Here is a 15244-nt window from a genome sequence, read left to right on the forward strand (position 1 = left end):
GCAGACTGAGATAGACGCGGACGGACTCGAACAGCTGTTCGGATCCTAGCAGCCCGTGGTTGCCATCGCCGTCAGCGCCGCACCCGCCGCGGGTCGACGGCGCCGGTGCGCCGAGCGGCGGCCTGGGCGGCGGCCCACTGGCGCTGGGCAGGCGTGCGGGCGGAGACGCGTACCGCTCCCCCGGCCGAGACCATCTCAGTGGCGTCGTCGGTCCCCGTCCCGCCGCCGCGCCAGCCGTGGCAGATCGCCTGGGCGAGGGCGTCGGCGGCGTCGGCCGGTCGGGGCGGGGCGTCAAGTCCGAGGATGCGGGTGACCATGGTCTGGACCTGGGTCTTGTCCGCGATCCCCGACCCGGTGACGGCGGCCTTGGCCTCGCTGGGCGTGTGCTGGGCGACCTCCAGGCCCGCGCGGGCGGCGGTGGCCATCGCGGTGCCCATCACCTGGGCGACCCCGATGACGGAGCGCAGGTTGTCCTGGGCGAAGACCCGCTCGATGGAGACCACGGAGGGGCCCAGGCGGGCGATCCAGTCCTCGATGGCCTCGGTGATGGTCAGCAGCCGCAGCTCGGGACTCTGCGACGGTGGGGTGCGCACGACCCCGACCTCCACCAGGCGGACCTGGCGGCGGGGGTCAATGTCCACGCACCCCAGGCCGCAGCGGGTCAGCCCGGGATCGATCCCGAGGACCCGCTGCTGGGCGACGACTGCTCGAGCCGAGCGCGACCGGGAGCCCGCGGCGCCCAGGGGCTCAGTCCTCGTCGCTGGCGAACTCGGCGGCCACCTCGGGGCTGAGATCCACGGAGGTGTAGACGTTCTGGACGTCGTCGGAGTCCTCCAGGGCATCGATGAGACGGAAGACCTTGCGCGCGCCGTCGACGTCGACCTCGACCTTGGTGCCGGCGACGAACTGGACCTCGGCGGAGTCGTAGTCCATCCCGGCCTCCGTCAGGGCGGTGCGCACGGCGACGATGTCACCGGGCTCGGAGTAGATCTCGAAGGACTCCCCCATGTCCTCGACCTCCTCGGCACCGGCGTCCAGGACGGCCATGAGGATGGAGTCCTCGTCCACGCCGTCGGCCTTGGCGACCTCGACGACGCCCTTGCGGGTGAAGTTGTAGGCCACTGAGCCGGGGTCGGCCAGGTTGCCGCCGTTGCGGGAGAAGGCCACGCGCACGTCGGAGGCGGCCCGGTTGCGGTTGTCGGTGAGGCACTCGACGAGGAAGGCGACGCCGCCGGGGCCATAGCCCTCGTACATGATGGTCTGCCAGTCGGCCCCGCCGGCCTCCTCGCCGCTGCCGCGCTTGACGGCGCGGGTGATGTTGTCGGCCGGCACGGAGTTCTTCTTGGCCTTCTGGATGGCGTCGAACAGGGTGGGGTTGCCGGTCGGGTCGCCTCCGCCGGTGCGGGCGGCGACCTCGATGTTCTTGATGAGACGCGCGAAGAGCTTGCCGCGCTTGGCGTCGATCGCGGCCTTCTTGTGCTTGGTGGTGGCCCACTTGGAGTGACCCGACATATGTGCTCCTTGGGAGTCGAGAATGAGGGCGCAGCCGGCGCGGTCAGGCGCGGCGCGTCACCATGGAGACGAAGACGTCGTGGACCCGGTGGTCGCCTCCGACCTCTGGGTGGAAGGACGTGGCGAGCAGGGTCCCCTGACGAACCGCGACGATCCTACCGCCGTCGGCCCCGCTGACCCCAGCCGCGCGTCCCGCGCGGGTCGTGGCGAGGATCTCGACGCCGGACCCCACCTCCTCCACCCATGGCGCCCGGATGAAGACGGCGTGCAGCGGCCGGTCCTGTCCGGCCCCCAGCGCCGGAGCGACAAGGTCCTCCTCGTAGGAGTCCACCTGGCGACCGAAGGCATTGCGGCGCACGGTCATATCGATGCCGCCCAGAAGGGCCTGTCCTGCCTCCGCCCCTTCGACGCGATCGGCCAGCAGGATCATCCCGGCGCACGATCCGTAGGCGGGCAGGCCCTGAGCGATCAGCTCGCGTAGCGGCTCGAGCATGCCGAAGGAGCTCAGCAGCGTGCTCATGGTCGTCGACTCACCGCCGGGGACCACCAGACCATCGAGCCGGTCTCCCGGGGCATCGCCCAGATCAGCCGAGCGGCGAACGACGACGGGGCGCGCCCCTGCCGCCTCCAGGGCCAAGGAGTGCTCACGCACGTCGCCTTGGAGCGCCAGGACGCCGATCGTGGGACGGGAGTCGGCCGGAGCGATCGCGGGGAAGAGCGCCCGGGGGTGACGCGTGTCCATCGTCTGGGCTCGGCGGTAGGGGTGCTTCGGGCTAGTCATCGGGGTCCTTGCTGAGCGGTTCGGGACGTTGGCGAGGGTGCGCCGTCAGCTGGGCCAGGACCTCGGCGTCCACCGGATCGGTGAGGTCGAGAATCTTGCCGCTCCAGCCGGCGGCGAGCTCCCCCAGCAGCGCAGGCAGGCGCACCGGGTAGATCTCCTGACCTCGTTCCTGGGCGGAGTGCAGCTCCTGGGGGCTCCACCAGGCGATGGAGTCGACGACGTCGCGCTCCAGCGCGGTCCAGCCCTCCTTCCCGACAGCGCATCTGTCGGGAAGGCGCAGGAGGAAGAAGATCTCGTCCTGGCGGCAGGTGACGGTGGCGAAGCGGAAGATCGCCTCCCGGTGGGCGACGGGGCCCTCGAGATCAGTGGGCACGACGCCGATCCCGGACTCCTCGGCCAGCTCACGCGCGGCGCCTTCCCGTGGGTCCTCGCCGGGGCGGAGTCCTCCGCCCGGGGTGAAGACCCAGCTGTGATCCGGGTCGGCCGCGTCGTGTCCCTCCAGGAGGAGGACGTCGGAGTCCTGAGTGACGACCAGGACCCGGGCAGCGGTCCTGAAGGGAAGACCGTCACTGCCCAGAGCCCACTCCGAGGTATCGAGGTATCGACCCCAGTCCTCAGGCACGAGCACCGGGTGTCGGCCATCGGTGGTCAGCCGTCCCGCAAGCCCTGGGAAGCCGTCGCCCTGGGAACCGGCTGCGGAAGCGGCCTTGCCCGGAGACTCAGTCACCAGCCGCGTTCCGCCAGGCGGTGGGGTTCGGGGATCTCGTCGACGTTGATGCCGACCATGGCCTCTCCCAGGCCTCGTGAGACCTCGGCGACGACGTCGGGGTCGTCGAACTGGGCGGTGGCCCGAACGATTGCGGCGGCGCGCTTGGCCGGGTCCCCGGACTTGAAGATGCCTGATCCTACGAAGACGCCCTCGGCCCCCATCTGCATCATCATGGCGGCGTCGGCCGGGGTGGCGATGCCGCCGGCGGTGAACAGGACGACGGGCAGGTGCCCGGTGCGGGCGACCTCGGCGACGAGCTCATAGGGGGCGGCGAGCTCCTTGGCGGCCACGTAGAGCTCGTCCTCGGGGAGCGAGGTCAGGCGGCGGATCTCGTCGCGGATCGTGCGCATGTGGGTCACCGCGTTGGAGACGTCTCCCGTGCCGGCCTCGCCCTTGGAGCGGATCATGGCCGCTCCCTCGGTGATGCGGCGCAGCGCCTCACCCAGGTTGGTGGCTCCGCAGACGAAGGGGACGGTGAAGGCCTGCTTGTCGATGTGGTGGGCGTAGTCGGCCGGGGTGAGGACCTCGGACTCGTCGATGTAGTCCACGCCGAGGCTCTGGAGGACCTGGGCCTCCACGAAGTGGCCGATGCGGGCCTTGGCCATGACCGGGATGGAGACCGCCTCGATGATGCCGGTGATGAGGTCGGGGTCGCTCATACGGGCCACGCCTCCCTGGGCGCGGATGTCCGCGGGGACGCGTTCGAGGGCCATGACGGCGACCGCTCCCGCGTCCTGGGCGATGCGGGCCTGCTCGGGCGTGACGACGTCCATGATGACGCCGCCCTTGAGCATGTCCGCCATGCCGCGCTTGACGGTGAGGGTGCCGGTGCTGGGGGTGGTCTGCTCTGTGCTCAATCGTGGTCCTCGGGCCATGGGCCGTCACCCGCGCCCGTGCCGGGGCAGGATCGACGGCTCCGTGAAAAGATGCTGACGCCACGCATGCTACTACTCGGCCCGCGGGCGACCCGACGCGCTCACGCCGTGAGACCCGAGGCGTCGACACGGGCCCGCCGGCTCCCAGTGGCTTCCGCCCGGTTCCTACGCCGCTCCGATGAAGGCGCGGCGCGCCGAGGTGATGCGGTCGAGCAGCTCGGTCTCCTTGGTGGAGAAGTCGACCTGGGCATGGCCGTCCACGGCCTGCTGGCGCAGCTGGGCGAGCTCCGCCGCACTCTTCTGGAAGACGTTCATCGCGTACACCGCCTGCGGGCCCCGGGTGGCGGCCCAGCGCTTACCCGCCTTGCGTCCCCCGCCAGTGGTGAGCATCTGGACCTCGGCCGGTGCGAACCAGCCTGCGCGGGCATAGTCGTCGAGTCGGTTGCGCATGGTCATGCGTTCGGCCCACCGCAGCCACGCCACGATCCCGATGCAGACGATGAAGACCGGAAGATCCACCAGGAAGAACATGACCAGAGGGCTTCCGGCGGAGGAAATGACCCCGTTCCAGATGGCGTGGAGGATGATCGCGCAGACCAGGCCGATGGGGGTCATCCAGACCCAGGCGGCCGGTGAACGGCGCCGTGAGGACATCCCGATGGCCAGGCCCGTGCAGGCGGTGAAGGTCACGTGCGCAAAGGGGGAGAACACGCCTCTGACGATGAAGACGGTGGTGATGGAGTCCCAGTAGTTGATGAAGTACCCGATGTTCTCCGCGAAGGCGAAGCCCGCGGCGACGACGGAGGCGTAGACGATTCCGTCAATGGCGCCGTTGAAGGTGCGCCTCCAGATGAGGAAGATGATGAGGACACCGAGACCCTTGGTGGTCTCCTCGATGAGCGGCGCCGAGACGACCGCGGATATCTGGAAGGCCCCCTCCAGGCTGAGCGTCGACTCGGCCGCGGCATAGAGCACGGTGGTGTTGACCAGCATGGAGATGGCGGTGGCCACACCGGCTCCCCACAGGAAGGCCACGACGAGGGTCGGCAGTGGCTCGGGCTCCCAACGGTCGATCCAGAACACGACGACGAGCACGAGCCCCAGGGGGATCAGTGCCAGGAGAATCGCCGCGGACAGCACGGAGGAGTCCGAGGCCGACTGGGAGGCGACCCAGATGACGACGATCATGAGAAGAGCCCCGATGGAGGCGAGAACCAGACGAGCGATGAGCTCGCCCGTCCTTCTCGCGGAGTGGGGACCGGGGCGGGTCCAGGCCGGCGCAGCCTGCTGACCGGGCTGCCCTGCCGGGGCGAAGGGAGCACTCTCCCGGTGAACCTGGTAGCGCCGACCCGTGCCGGGAAGCGGACTGGGGTCGGCGGAGGTCTGGGGCAGTGCGCTGGAGCGCTGGTACCCGGGGCGGGGCGCCCAGGGGCTGGGAGTCGTGCTCATCGGTTCACCTCGGTTGCACCTCGTCGTCATGGGCCGGCTGCACCTCGGGGGTGGTGTCGTCGTCGGCGTCGAAGGTCTGGGGCATGGGAGCGCGCCCGGCCAGGTGGCACACCCGAACGAGCAGCCGGCTCCTGAGCGCCTGAGCCTCGCTGACATGGGTGTTGTGGAACCTTCGGGCCAGGACCAGGCGGGAGCAGGCCCGGTCCAACCGGCTGAGCGCGGGCACGCTCAGCGGGTCCTCGGACAGGTCCCGGCGGGCGGACTCGGAGACCACCGTGCGTAGGACCCGGCTGAGATCGGACTCGATGAGGGCCCGGCTGCGCGCGGCTCGCACGGCTGCGGCACCGCCGACGGGATCCGCAGCGGCATCGAGGCGCGGCGAGGTGTCCAGGCCGTCGTCGACGATGGGGCCCTCGGCATCCAGCGCCTCCCGGGCGGCTCGGCTGAGCAGAAGCCCGGAGGCCGGGTCCAGGGCCCGGGTGGTGGCCAGCTCCGCCGCGGCCTCGGCCCGGTGAACGAGCTGGGCCTCGAGGGTGGCCCGCGATCCCAGGACCTGCCGGTGCAGCCGGTCCACGCGGACGGCCCTGGCGTACAGGGCCCACCCGATGGCCACGGCCAGTCCGACGAGCAGCACGACGACGCTCCACACCGGCACCATCGCGGCGGGTGCCGTCCAGGACAGCGTCGGGATGGCTGTGCCTGCCGGAAGGCCGATCGCCTCAGTCATGGCTGTCGTCATGGTTGCCATGGTCGGTCCCTCATCACTCCTGAGATGGTCTGCGTCGGTCGTCGCCGATTCGGCTCGTGCGCTGTGTGACGCTCTGATCGTGCGTCGATCGCATGCTAGTCGTCCAGCGCGTCACGCAGCCGCCCCAGCATCGTCCGTGAGCCGGGCGCGGGGGCCACCCGGGTGTGAGCCGTGGACAGGGCCATGTCGTAGACGTCGAGAACCTCATCGGTGACTGCGGACCAGTCGTATCGCCCGACCACCTGGGATGCCGCCTCCTGACGGGCCTGAGCCGCCGGGGCGTCCTGCAAGGTATCGATGATGACCCGGGCCAGGTCCTTGCCGTCCTCGTTGCGGAACAGCGCCCCGTAGCGCCCTTCGGCGAGCACGTCGGAGAAGGCCTTGAGGTCGGAGGCGACGACCCGGGTGCCTGCGGCCATGGCCTCCACCAGGACGATGCCGAAGGACTCCCCGCCGGTCTGCGGAGCCACGTAGCAGGTGGCCGAGGCCAGCATGGCGGCCTTGTCCTCATCGCTCACTCCCCCCAGGAAGTCCACGGAGCCGCCGAAGCGGGCGAGCTCGTCGCGGATCTCCTGGGCCTGCCCCCGACCGGCGATGAGGAAGCGGGCATCCGGGACGGACTCCAGCACCGTGGGAATGGCGTCGGCGAGGACCCGTAGCCCCTTGCGGGGCTCGTCGAGGCGTCCCAGGAAGGAGATGGTGGGGGCATCTTCCGTCCCCCGGAAGCGGGGGTCGTCCTTGGGCGCGCGGCTGAAGGGAGCGACATTGACCCCGTTGGGGATGACGACGGCGTCACCGCCGTGGTACTGGATGAGGGTGCGGCGCGCCTCCTCCGAGACGGCGATGCGGGCGGAGAGCTTCTCCATGAGCGGTACCGTCGCCGGGCTCAGCAGCTCGCGCGCCAGTGAGCGGTCCATGGCCGCGTGGAAGGTGCCCACGACGGGACCGGTGGCGGCCTGGAGGGTCAGCATCCCCACACTGGGGGTGATGGGCTCGTGGATGTGCAGGATGTCGAAGTCCCCGGCCTCCAGCCAGCGCCGGGCCCGTCTGGCCACGAGTGCACCGAAGTTCAGCCTCGCCACCGAGCCGTTGTAGGGGATGGCGATGGAGTCGCCGGCGCTGGTGACCCACTGCGGCAGGTCGGTGTCCTGAGAGGCCGGTGCGAGGACCTGGACCTCATGGCCGCGTCGGAAGAGCTCACCGGCCAGGTCCATGACGTGGACCTGGACGCCTCCGTGCGCGTCGAAGGAGTAGGGGCAGACAATACCGATCCTCATAGATCCTCCTGCTGCCTGTCGTCACTCTGCTGCTCGCGGGCGTGGCTCCGGGCCAGGCGCTCCTGGTCCAGGTCGGCGTCGAAGACGGGCTGGAGCATGTGCCAGTCCTCGGTGTGCTCGGTGATCAACGGCTCCAGCTCGGCGACCCAGGCACGGGTATGGGCAACGACCTGCTCCCTGCCCGCCAGGTTCGGCGGCGGTGGAACCTTACGGGCGGTCAGGACGAGTCCCCAGGGTGATCCCGCCCGACGGCGTCGCTCACCGGTCAGTGTCTCGTAGTGGATCGATACCGCGTAGAGGGGACGGCCCAGGCGCTGGGCGATCGCGGCGGGTCCTGCCGCCACTCGGGCGGTGGCGGCGCCGAGCCGGGCGGTGATGCCGGCCGAGGACAGGTCCCGGTCGGCCAGAAGAGCGACGACGTAGTGTCCCCCGCGCGCCGTCTCAAGGAGACGGTCGAAGACCTTCTCCCCGTGGGCCTGGCCGATGATCCGCATGCCCAGGGACTCCCGGAAGGCGACGAACTGGTCGAAGAGGTCGTCGGGCTTGAGGCGCTCGGCGACGGTCAGGACGGTCGCGAGCTCGCGGCAGGCCCAGGCGCCGACGAGGTCCCAGTTGCCCATGTGCGGCAGCGCCATGACGATGCTGCCCGCGCGCACGTCGTCATGGATCTGGGGGTCGAGGTCCGCCCGCACGCGCGCGAGGACCTGGTCCGGTGTGAGTCCGGGCAGGGCGAAGGCCTCGTAGAAGTAGCGCATGTAGGAGCGCGCTCCTGCTCGGGTGGTCCGGCGCAGCAGGCGCGGCGGTGTCCCCGGAGGAAGGATGCGCGACAGGTTGCGCTCGAGCTGTCCCACGCCGGTGGTGGTGCGTCGTAGGCGGTGCCATGCCCACAGGACGTCCGCGACGGTGTGTGCCAGGCCGTAGCCCAGGGGCGCGGGCAGTCGGCGGGTCCCACGCCAGGCCAGCCGATAGGCGTCGGAGACGGCGGGCGGACGCATCCTCATGCGGGCTCTCCCTGCGGCTGGATCTGGCGGTAGACGGTCCATACGCGCTGGACCACGGTGATGAAGGAGGCGATCGCCACGTAGACGAGTGCCGTGGTGAGGACCCACTGGGGTGCGCCCAGGCCCACGATGAGGGTGGCTCCGAGCGCCACGAGAAGCCGGTCGGTGCGCTCGGCGATCCCCACCTTGGCGGTGGCGCCGATGGACTCGGCCCGGGCCCGGGCGTAGGGGACGGTGGCCGCCAGGACGATGGTGGCCAGAGCGGCCACGATCGTCACGGTACGGAGCGTGCCGGCGGGCATGAACAGTGCGGCCCAGGCCGCCAGGGAACCCAGGACGGCGCCGTCGGCCAGACGATCCATCGTGGAGTCCAGGAAGGCTCCGAAGACCGAGCTCCTCCCGGTGGCGCGGGCCAGGATGCCGTCGAAGGAGTCGGCCACCAGCACCACGAGCAGGACGAGTGGCCCGGCCACGAAGTGTCCTCGGGGCAGCAGGGTGACCGCCGCCGTCACCGACAGGACCGTCCCGGTGACGGTGAGCATGTTGGGCGTCACCCCGAGCCGCCCGAGCGCGAGGGCGGGGCGGGTGAACAGGGCCTTGGTCAGACCGCGGCCATGGTTGCCGAGCATGGGGTCCTTAGGTCTCGGATGGAGTCTGGGGTGCCGATCAGTGTGACGGGCCGAGACGGGCTGCGACGAGGAGGAGCGCACCCGGCGTGACGGTGATCGTTACTGTGATCGTCATGGTGATCGTCATGGTGATCGTCATGGTGATCGTCATGGTGATCGTTGCGGACGGCCAGGGGTAACGGTAGCAAGGGGTATCAGTCCCCGGGCTCCTGGGCGCGGACGGCCCAGGCGTCGGCGAGCATGTCCCGCTGCTCCCCGAGCAGTTGGGGCACGGGCTTGGTCCGACCGATGATGGGCATGAAGTTCGCGTCCCCCTTCCAGCGCGGCACGATGTGCTGGTGGAGGTGGGCGGCGATCCCGGCGCCGGCGACCTCGCCCTGGTTCATGCCCAGGTTGAAGCCGTGAGGGTGACTCACCGAGCGGACGACGCTCATGGCCGTGGCGGTCAGCTCACCGATCTCCTCCCGCTCGACGGCGGTGGCCTCGGTCCAGTCGGAGATGTGCCGGTAGGGGCACACCAGCAGGTGACCGGTGTTGTAGGGGTAGAGGTTCATGATGACGTAGCTGGTCCGCCCCCGGTGGACGATGAGCGCCTCCTCATCGCTGCGGGCCGGCCCCGTGCAGAAGGGGCACTGGGCGGGGGTGTCATCGGTGGGCTTGTTCTGCCCTCCGATGTAGACCATGCGGTGCGGGGTCCACAGGCGCTGGAAGGCCTGGGGGGCGTCCTCGTGGTAGAAGGGCGCCTCCACCTGGTCACCCATCCGGACACCGTCCGCGGTCGGCAGGTCGTCACTCACGGCGTGACCCGCTGCCTGGGTCGCCTCCGTGGTCTCTTCAGTCGCATCCTCAGTCCCTGTGTCATTCACTGTGCAGCTTCTCCCCCGCCGGGTCGTTGATACGGGCGTCGATGACGCTGACGATGTGCGCCACGGCCTCCTTGACCGGAACGCCGTTGGTCTGCTCTCCGTCACGGAACCGGAAGGAGACGGCGCCGGCCTCGGCGTCCTCCCCTCCGGCGATGAGGGTGAAGGGGACCTTGTCCTTGGAGGCGTTGCGGATCTTCTTGCCGAAGCGGTCGTCGGAGTGGTCCACCTCGACGCGCACGCCCTGGGCGCGCAGCTGGGCGGCCACGTCGTCGACGTAGGCGTCGAAGGCCTCGGCCACGGGAATGAGCCTCACCTGCACCGGGGAGAGCCAGGCGGGGAAGGCACCCGCGTAGTGCTCGGTGAGTACCCCGATGAAGCGCTCCACGCTGCCCAGCTTGGCGGAGTGGATCATGATGGGACGCTGATGGGTGCCGTCGGCGGCCGTGTACTCCAGGTCGAAGCGCTCGGGCTGGTTGAAGTCGTACTGGATGGTGGACATCTGCCAGGTCCGGCCGATGGCGTCCTTGACCTGCACCGAGACCTTGGGGCCGTAGAAGGCGGCGCCGCCGGGATCGGGGACGACCTCCAGCCCGGAGGCGTCGCAGGCGTCCTGAAGGGCCTGCGTGGCGGCGGCCCAGTCGGCGTCGGAGCCGATGAACTTGTCCTTCTTGGCGCCGTCCTCGTCGCGGGTGGACAGCTCGAGGTGGAAGTCGGTCAGTCCGAAGGCCTTGAGGATGGACAGGAAGAAGTCGATCTGGGCGCGGATCTCCTCGCCGGCCTGCTCGGGCGTGCAGTAGGTGTGCGAGTCGTCCTGGGTGAAGCCGCGCATGCGGGTCAGCCCGTGGACGACGCCGGACTTCTCGTAGCGGTAGTCGTGGCCCATCTCGAAGAAGCGCAGCGGCAGCTCGCGGTAGGACCGTCCCCGGGAACGGAAGATGAGGTTGTGCATCGGGCAGTTCATGGCCTTGAGGTAGTACTCCTGGCCTGCCTTGGTGATGCTGCCCTCGGCGTCGCGCTCCTCGTCGGCGAGCATCGGCGGGAACATGGTGTCGGCGTAGTAGGGCAGGTGACCGGAGGTGTGGAAGAGCCCGCCCTTGGAGATCTCGGGGGTGTGGACGAAGTCGAAGCCGTAGTCCAGGTGGCGGTCGACGACGTACTGCTCGATCTGATGGCGCAGCATGGCGCCCTTGGGGTGGAAGACCACCAGGCCGGGCCCGATCTCCTCGGGGAAGGAGTACAGGTCGAGCTCGGCGCCGAGCTTGCGGTGGTCGCGCTTGGCGGCCTCGGCCAGACGGGTCTGGTAGGCCTTGAGGTCGTCCTTGCTGGCCCACGCGGTGCCGTAGATGCGCTGGAGGGAGTCGCCGGACTGGTCGCCCTTCCAGTAGGCGGAGGATGACTTGGTCAGGGCGAAGCCCTGCCCGATGAGGCGGGTCGAGGGCAGGTGGGGGCCGCGGCACAGGTCGGTCCAGGCGACGCTGCCGTCGCGCCGGACGTTGTCGTACATGGTGAGCCCGCCGGCGCCGACCTCCACCGAGGCGCCCTCGGCGCCGGCGCCCTTGGTGGTGATGAGCTCGAGCTTGTAGGGCTGGTCGGCCAGCTCCTCGCGCCCCTCGGCCTCGGTGATGTCGCGGCGCACGAAGCGCTGGCCCTCCTTGACGATCCGCTTCATGCGCTTCTCGATCTCGCGCAGCATCTCGGGGGTGACGGCGTCGATGGCTCCGAAGTCGTAGTAGAAGCCGTCGGTGATGAAGGGGCCGATGCCGAGGTTGACCTCCGGGAACATCTCCTGGACGGCCTGGGCCATGACGTGGGTGGCGCTGTGGCGCAGGATGTTCAGGCCGTCCTCGCTGGACAGGGTGATCGGCTCGACGACGGCGCCGGCCGGGACCTGGCGGTCCAGGTCCCAGGGCTCACCGTTGACGCGCATCGCGACGACGCCGTCCTTCTTGACGGCGTCCTGCAGGAGGAGCGTTCCCGTGGTGCCCGCCTCGATGGTGCGCGGTGCGCCGTCGAGGGTGATGTCGATCGTGGGCTGGTCTGACACGGGCTCGTCTCCTCTTGCATCGGTGTGGGGCGCTGTACTGGTGCACCCCGGTTCGGCCGCGAGTCTACGTCCTGACCGCGTGGACTCAGTGCTCCCGTGAACCACGCCGCGCGCGCAGTGCGTCACGCAGGCGCTTGGCGGTGGACATGCCCGAGTAGATGAGCCGGGAGACCGGGACGTCCCAGGCGCCGTCGACCTCGGTGACGTGCTGGGCGTAGCGCTTCTTGTACTGGCCCACCGTGTAGAGCGAGGGGACCCGGGTGGAGCCGGCGCCCATGAGGTCCAGGCCGCGGTAGCCCTCCTGCGCCAGGGTGCAGGCGGCCCACCAGTCCAGGGCCTCGGCCCCGCGGAAGGTGCGGGACTCGTTGGAGGAGGCTCCGTAGTAGGCCACGGAGTCCTTGCCCGAGGTGAGGATGAGGTCCCAGGCGTGAGGGACGCCGTCCTTGCGCAGGACGAACAGGCGGGCGTTCTTCTCCCCCAGGGCCGTCAGCATCGTCCAGTAGACCTCGGCGTCGTGGGGCTTGAAGCCGTCGCGCTCGGCGGTCTCGCGCAGGACCTCGTAGACCTTGTCGAACTCCTCGCGGCTCAGGCCGGTCTCGTCACTGATGGTGCAGCCGGCCTCCCGGGCCACGCGTTCGGCGCGCTTGACGGCGCGACGGCCGTCCTTGGGCATGACGGCGGCCATCTTCTCAGGTGTCTTGGGCACCAGGTCGATGACGTAGGTGCGGTCGTAGGTGATGGTGGACAGCAGCTCGCGCAGGTCGGTGTCCCGGTAGCGGGCGTGCATGCGGATGAAGCGCACGGAGCGGTCGCGCTCCTTGACCACCGAGCGCAGCAGTCGGCGCAGGTGGGCCTCGCGCTCGGGCGACTGCTCCTTGAGCCAGACCGGACCGTGCTTGGCCCACAAGAAGGTCTGGCCGCCCATCTCGTAGCGGTACAGGGCGACGGCGGCCACGGGCTTGCCCTCGTCCTCATACAGGTAGCGCCCCCACAGCGGGCGCCCCATGGCCTCCTCGAAGCGCTCCCAGGCCTCGGTCTGCTCGACCGGGAAGGGGCTGTTGCCCACGGCCAGACGCATCTCGCGCCCGTCGACCCGGCGCAGGGTCTCGGAGCGGTCCGAGGTGGAGTGCACCGGCTCGGGGTGCGTTGGGCGAGACGCCTTAGGTTTTTCTGCCTTCTCGGCCTTGTCAGCCTTCTGAGCCAGCGGTGTCTTCTGCTCCGTCGTCGGCTTCGGCTTGGCCGGCTCTGCCGACTGAGCCTTCTCAGACCCCTCAGTCTTCTCGGCTTCTCCGACTTCCTCGGCTTTCTCAGGCTTGTCAGAACCGGCCTCAGGAGCGGCGCCCGCAGTGCCTTCGGTGACGGCAGTGACGTCAGCGACGTCCTGGGGAATCTCGGGGGTCTGGGCGGTGGTGTCGGGGCTGGCGTCGGGAGTGGTGCTGTCGGACATGTTCTCGTTCTTGGACATTCAGCGGGACCTGTCGACTCGTTGCGGATAGTTGCGGGCGAACTTGCGGTAGTGGTTGAGGCGCTGGAGCTCGATCGTCACGCGCCGGCGGAGCGAGCGCTCGGCCGGATCGCGCAGCGGATCGATGCCCCGCCCCAGGCTCTTGGCCTTGCGGCGCAGGGCCTCGTCGGACACGTAGCGTGCGATGACGCCGTCGGGAACCAGGGAGTAGAGGACCTGCCGGGTGACCTCGATGGGCTCATCACGCTGATCCAGGACCAGGTCCTTGAGCATGACGGCCATGGGGTTGGCACCGGCTGCGGTCAGGTAGAAGGAGTTGCGGCCGATGCGGGGGTTGACCTCGAAGAAGAGCCGGCGCCCGTCACGCGGGTCCACCTTGATGTCGAGGTTGGCGAATCCTCGGTAGCCGGCGTGGCGCAGCAGGCGGCTCGTCGCGTCCCACAGGTCGGGAAAGGCCTCGGTGATCATGGCGACCGGGTTGCCGATCATGGTGGGGGCGTGGTCCTGCAGGAGGACACGTGCCGAGCCGATGAGGCGCAGCTCGCCGGTGGAGTCCATGTAGGCGGTCACCGAGCGCATGGCGGTGTCGTCGCCGGGGATGCACTCCTGGACCAGGAAGGTCGAGCGGTAGCCGGCGTCCTTGAGGCTCCTCCACATGCCGGCCAGCTCGGCGGCGTCGTCGATGAACCAGATCTTGCGCTTTCCGGGGAAGGAGACGCGGTCGTAGTCGGCGCCGATGGCGGCCTTGGCCACGAGCGGGAACTCCAGCCCCAGCTCGGCGGCGGAGGCCGGTGGCTCGCAGTCGGGGTCGGCCAGGTCGACGACGACCTCACGGGGCGTGAGCACCCCCACCTCGGCGCACAGCCGGGAGAAGGAGGCCTTGTCGCTGACGGCGTCGAGCACGTCGATGTCCGGGAAGGGCAGCACGTAGGTGGGCTCCAGCTCGTCCCGGTGGGCGGAGATCATGGCCGCTGCCGCGTCGGTGTTGGCCATGAGGACGGCGCTGCGGGGATCACGTCCGCGGACCAGGTGCCGCAGCAGCTCGATCGTCCGCTCCGGCGGCGCACCGGCCTCCTGGTGGACAACGGTGATGTAGGCGGACTCGGAGATCGCCACGATCGGGTCCGAGGCCACGATCGTCACCGGCGTGCCGGTGACCTCGTGAAGCTGCCGCGCCAGGGCGTAGGCGCCGATATCGCCACCGAGGACCACGGGCAGCAGGTGCCTGAAGCGTTCCGTCATAACCATCCGTTTCTTGCCGCAGGGACCAACTCCTCCCCAGATGGTAGAGCACGCCGGGACGGCCCGTTCCCGACCACTGCGGGGACATCACGATCCAGACACGCATCCGGGCCCGGACACTGCGGGAGGACTTCTGGAATCCAGCAGGATTCCAGGCGATTCCCTCGTTGCTCAGCGACAAGGCCGAGATCCTCCGGTGACACATACCACCTGGCGCACCCACGACGACGGAGACGGCCGGAGAGTCACGACCGCGAACGCCGACATGAAAAAGTCCGGAGCGCCGTGCTCCGGACTCGTCGATCCTCAGTTCTGGTGGGCGATACTGGGATCGAACCAGTGACCTCTTCCGTGTCAGGGAAGCGCGCTCCCGCTGCGCCAATCGCCCGAGCGGATGACGGGACTCGAACCCGCGACCCTCACCTTGGCAAGGTGATGCTCTACCAACTGAGCCACATCCGCGTGACACCCTTGTGGGGTGCGGGAAGAAAGGTAGCAGAGGTATCCGTCGGAGGCAAAACCGGCCCGACCTCGATTCCTCATGAGGTGTCTCACGCTCCAGTGAGCCGGTTTCGCGATCACAGGT

The 15244-nt window shown here is 69.5% G+C and carries 14 protein-coding genes and 2 tRNA genes; all 16 read right to left on the reverse strand.

Annotated elements, in window-relative coordinates:
* Window positions 1–71 precede the first annotated feature (71 nt).
* The 16 genes from HCR68_RS08785 to HCR68_RS08860 all read right to left on the reverse strand — a co-directional run bounded on the left by HCR68_RS08785 (window position 72) and on the right by HCR68_RS08860 (window position 15120).
* Window positions 72–677: a crossover junction endodeoxyribonuclease RuvC gene (locus HCR68_RS08785; protein ID WP_279586982.1), complete on the reverse strand. Its 606-nt coding sequence runs from the start codon at window positions 675–677 to the stop codon at window positions 72–74.
* A gap of 70 nt (window positions 678–747) precedes the next feature.
* A complete protein-coding gene (locus HCR68_RS08790) occupies window positions 748–1512 on the reverse strand; it encodes a YebC/PmpR family DNA-binding transcriptional regulator (RefSeq protein WP_167148657.1) in 765 nt (254 codons plus the stop codon).
* A 43-nt stretch (window positions 1513–1555) separates the two neighbouring features.
* Window positions 1556–2254 (reverse strand): pyridoxal 5'-phosphate synthase glutaminase subunit PdxT, encoded by a 699-nt coding sequence (gene pdxT / locus HCR68_RS08795; protein ID WP_208320547.1) that lies wholly within the window; start codon window positions 2252–2254, stop codon window positions 1556–1558.
* A 31-nt stretch (window positions 2255–2285) separates the two neighbouring features.
* The gene (locus tag HCR68_RS08800; protein ID WP_167148705.1) at window positions 2286–2921 is read right to left on the reverse strand and encodes an NUDIX domain-containing protein; all 636 of its coding nucleotides are present in this window, start codon (window positions 2919–2921) and stop codon (window positions 2286–2288) included.
* A 95-nt stretch (window positions 2922–3016) separates the two neighbouring features.
* Complete coding sequence (gene pdxS, locus HCR68_RS08805; protein WP_279586981.1) at window positions 3017–3919, reverse strand: pyridoxal 5'-phosphate synthase lyase subunit PdxS; 903 nt, start codon at window positions 3917–3919, stop codon at window positions 3017–3019.
* Between the two features lie 183 nt (window positions 3920–4102).
* Complete coding sequence (locus tag HCR68_RS08810; RefSeq protein ID WP_208320545.1) at window positions 4103–5386, reverse strand: PrsW family intramembrane metalloprotease; 1284 nt, start codon at window positions 5384–5386, stop codon at window positions 4103–4105.
* Window positions 5387–5390: 4 nt separating this feature from the next.
* Complete coding sequence (locus tag HCR68_RS08815) at window positions 5391–6134, reverse strand: hypothetical protein (RefSeq protein ID WP_167148663.1); 744 nt, start codon at window positions 6132–6134, stop codon at window positions 5391–5393.
* 95 nt (window positions 6135–6229) lie between these two features.
* The gene (locus HCR68_RS08820; RefSeq protein WP_167148665.1) at window positions 6230–7411 is read right to left on the reverse strand and encodes a glycosyltransferase family 4 protein; all 1182 of its coding nucleotides are present in this window, start codon (window positions 7409–7411) and stop codon (window positions 6230–6232) included.
* Window positions 7408–8412, reverse strand: a complete 1005-nt coding sequence (locus HCR68_RS08825; RefSeq protein ID WP_167148667.1) for a phosphatidylinositol mannoside acyltransferase — start codon at window positions 8410–8412, stop codon at window positions 7408–7410. The genes HCR68_RS08820 and HCR68_RS08825 overlap by 4 nt, the downstream gene beginning before the upstream one ends.
* Window positions 8409–9041: a phosphatidylinositol phosphate synthase gene (gene pgsA, locus HCR68_RS08830; protein WP_167148669.1), complete on the reverse strand. Its 633-nt coding sequence runs from the start codon at window positions 9039–9041 to the stop codon at window positions 8409–8411. Before pgsA ends, HCR68_RS08825 begins: the two co-directional genes overlap by 4 nt.
* 194 nt (window positions 9042–9235) lie before the next feature.
* Entirely contained in the window at window positions 9236–9802 is a 567-nt protein-coding gene (locus HCR68_RS08835; protein WP_167148671.1) for an HIT domain-containing protein, read from the reverse strand.
* Window positions 9803–9899: 97 nt separating this feature from the next.
* Window positions 9900–11951 (reverse strand): threonine--tRNA ligase, encoded by a 2052-nt coding sequence (gene thrS / locus HCR68_RS08840; RefSeq protein ID WP_167148673.1) that lies wholly within the window; start codon window positions 11949–11951, stop codon window positions 9900–9902.
* A gap of 85 nt (window positions 11952–12036) precedes the next feature.
* A complete protein-coding gene (locus HCR68_RS08845) occupies window positions 12037–13416 on the reverse strand; it encodes a peptidoglycan bridge formation glycyltransferase FemA/FemB family protein (RefSeq protein ID WP_167148675.1) in 1380 nt (459 codons plus the stop codon).
* The gene (locus tag HCR68_RS08850; RefSeq protein WP_167148677.1) at window positions 13417–14658 is read right to left on the reverse strand and encodes a carboxylate--amine ligase; all 1242 of its coding nucleotides are present in this window, start codon (window positions 14656–14658) and stop codon (window positions 13417–13419) included.
* A gap of 313 nt (window positions 14659–14971) precedes the next feature.
* Window positions 14972–15046 (reverse strand) — tRNA-Val (locus tag HCR68_RS08855).
* A 1-nt stretch (window position 15047) separates the two neighbouring features.
* Window positions 15048–15120: transfer RNA gene (locus HCR68_RS08860), tRNA-Gly, on the reverse strand.
* Between the last annotated feature and the right edge of the window lie 124 nt (window positions 15121–15244).

Source organism: Actinomyces sp. ZJ308 (genome assembly GCF_011752065.1).
GTDB lineage: Bacteria > Actinomycetota > Actinomycetes > Actinomycetales > Actinomycetaceae > Actinomyces.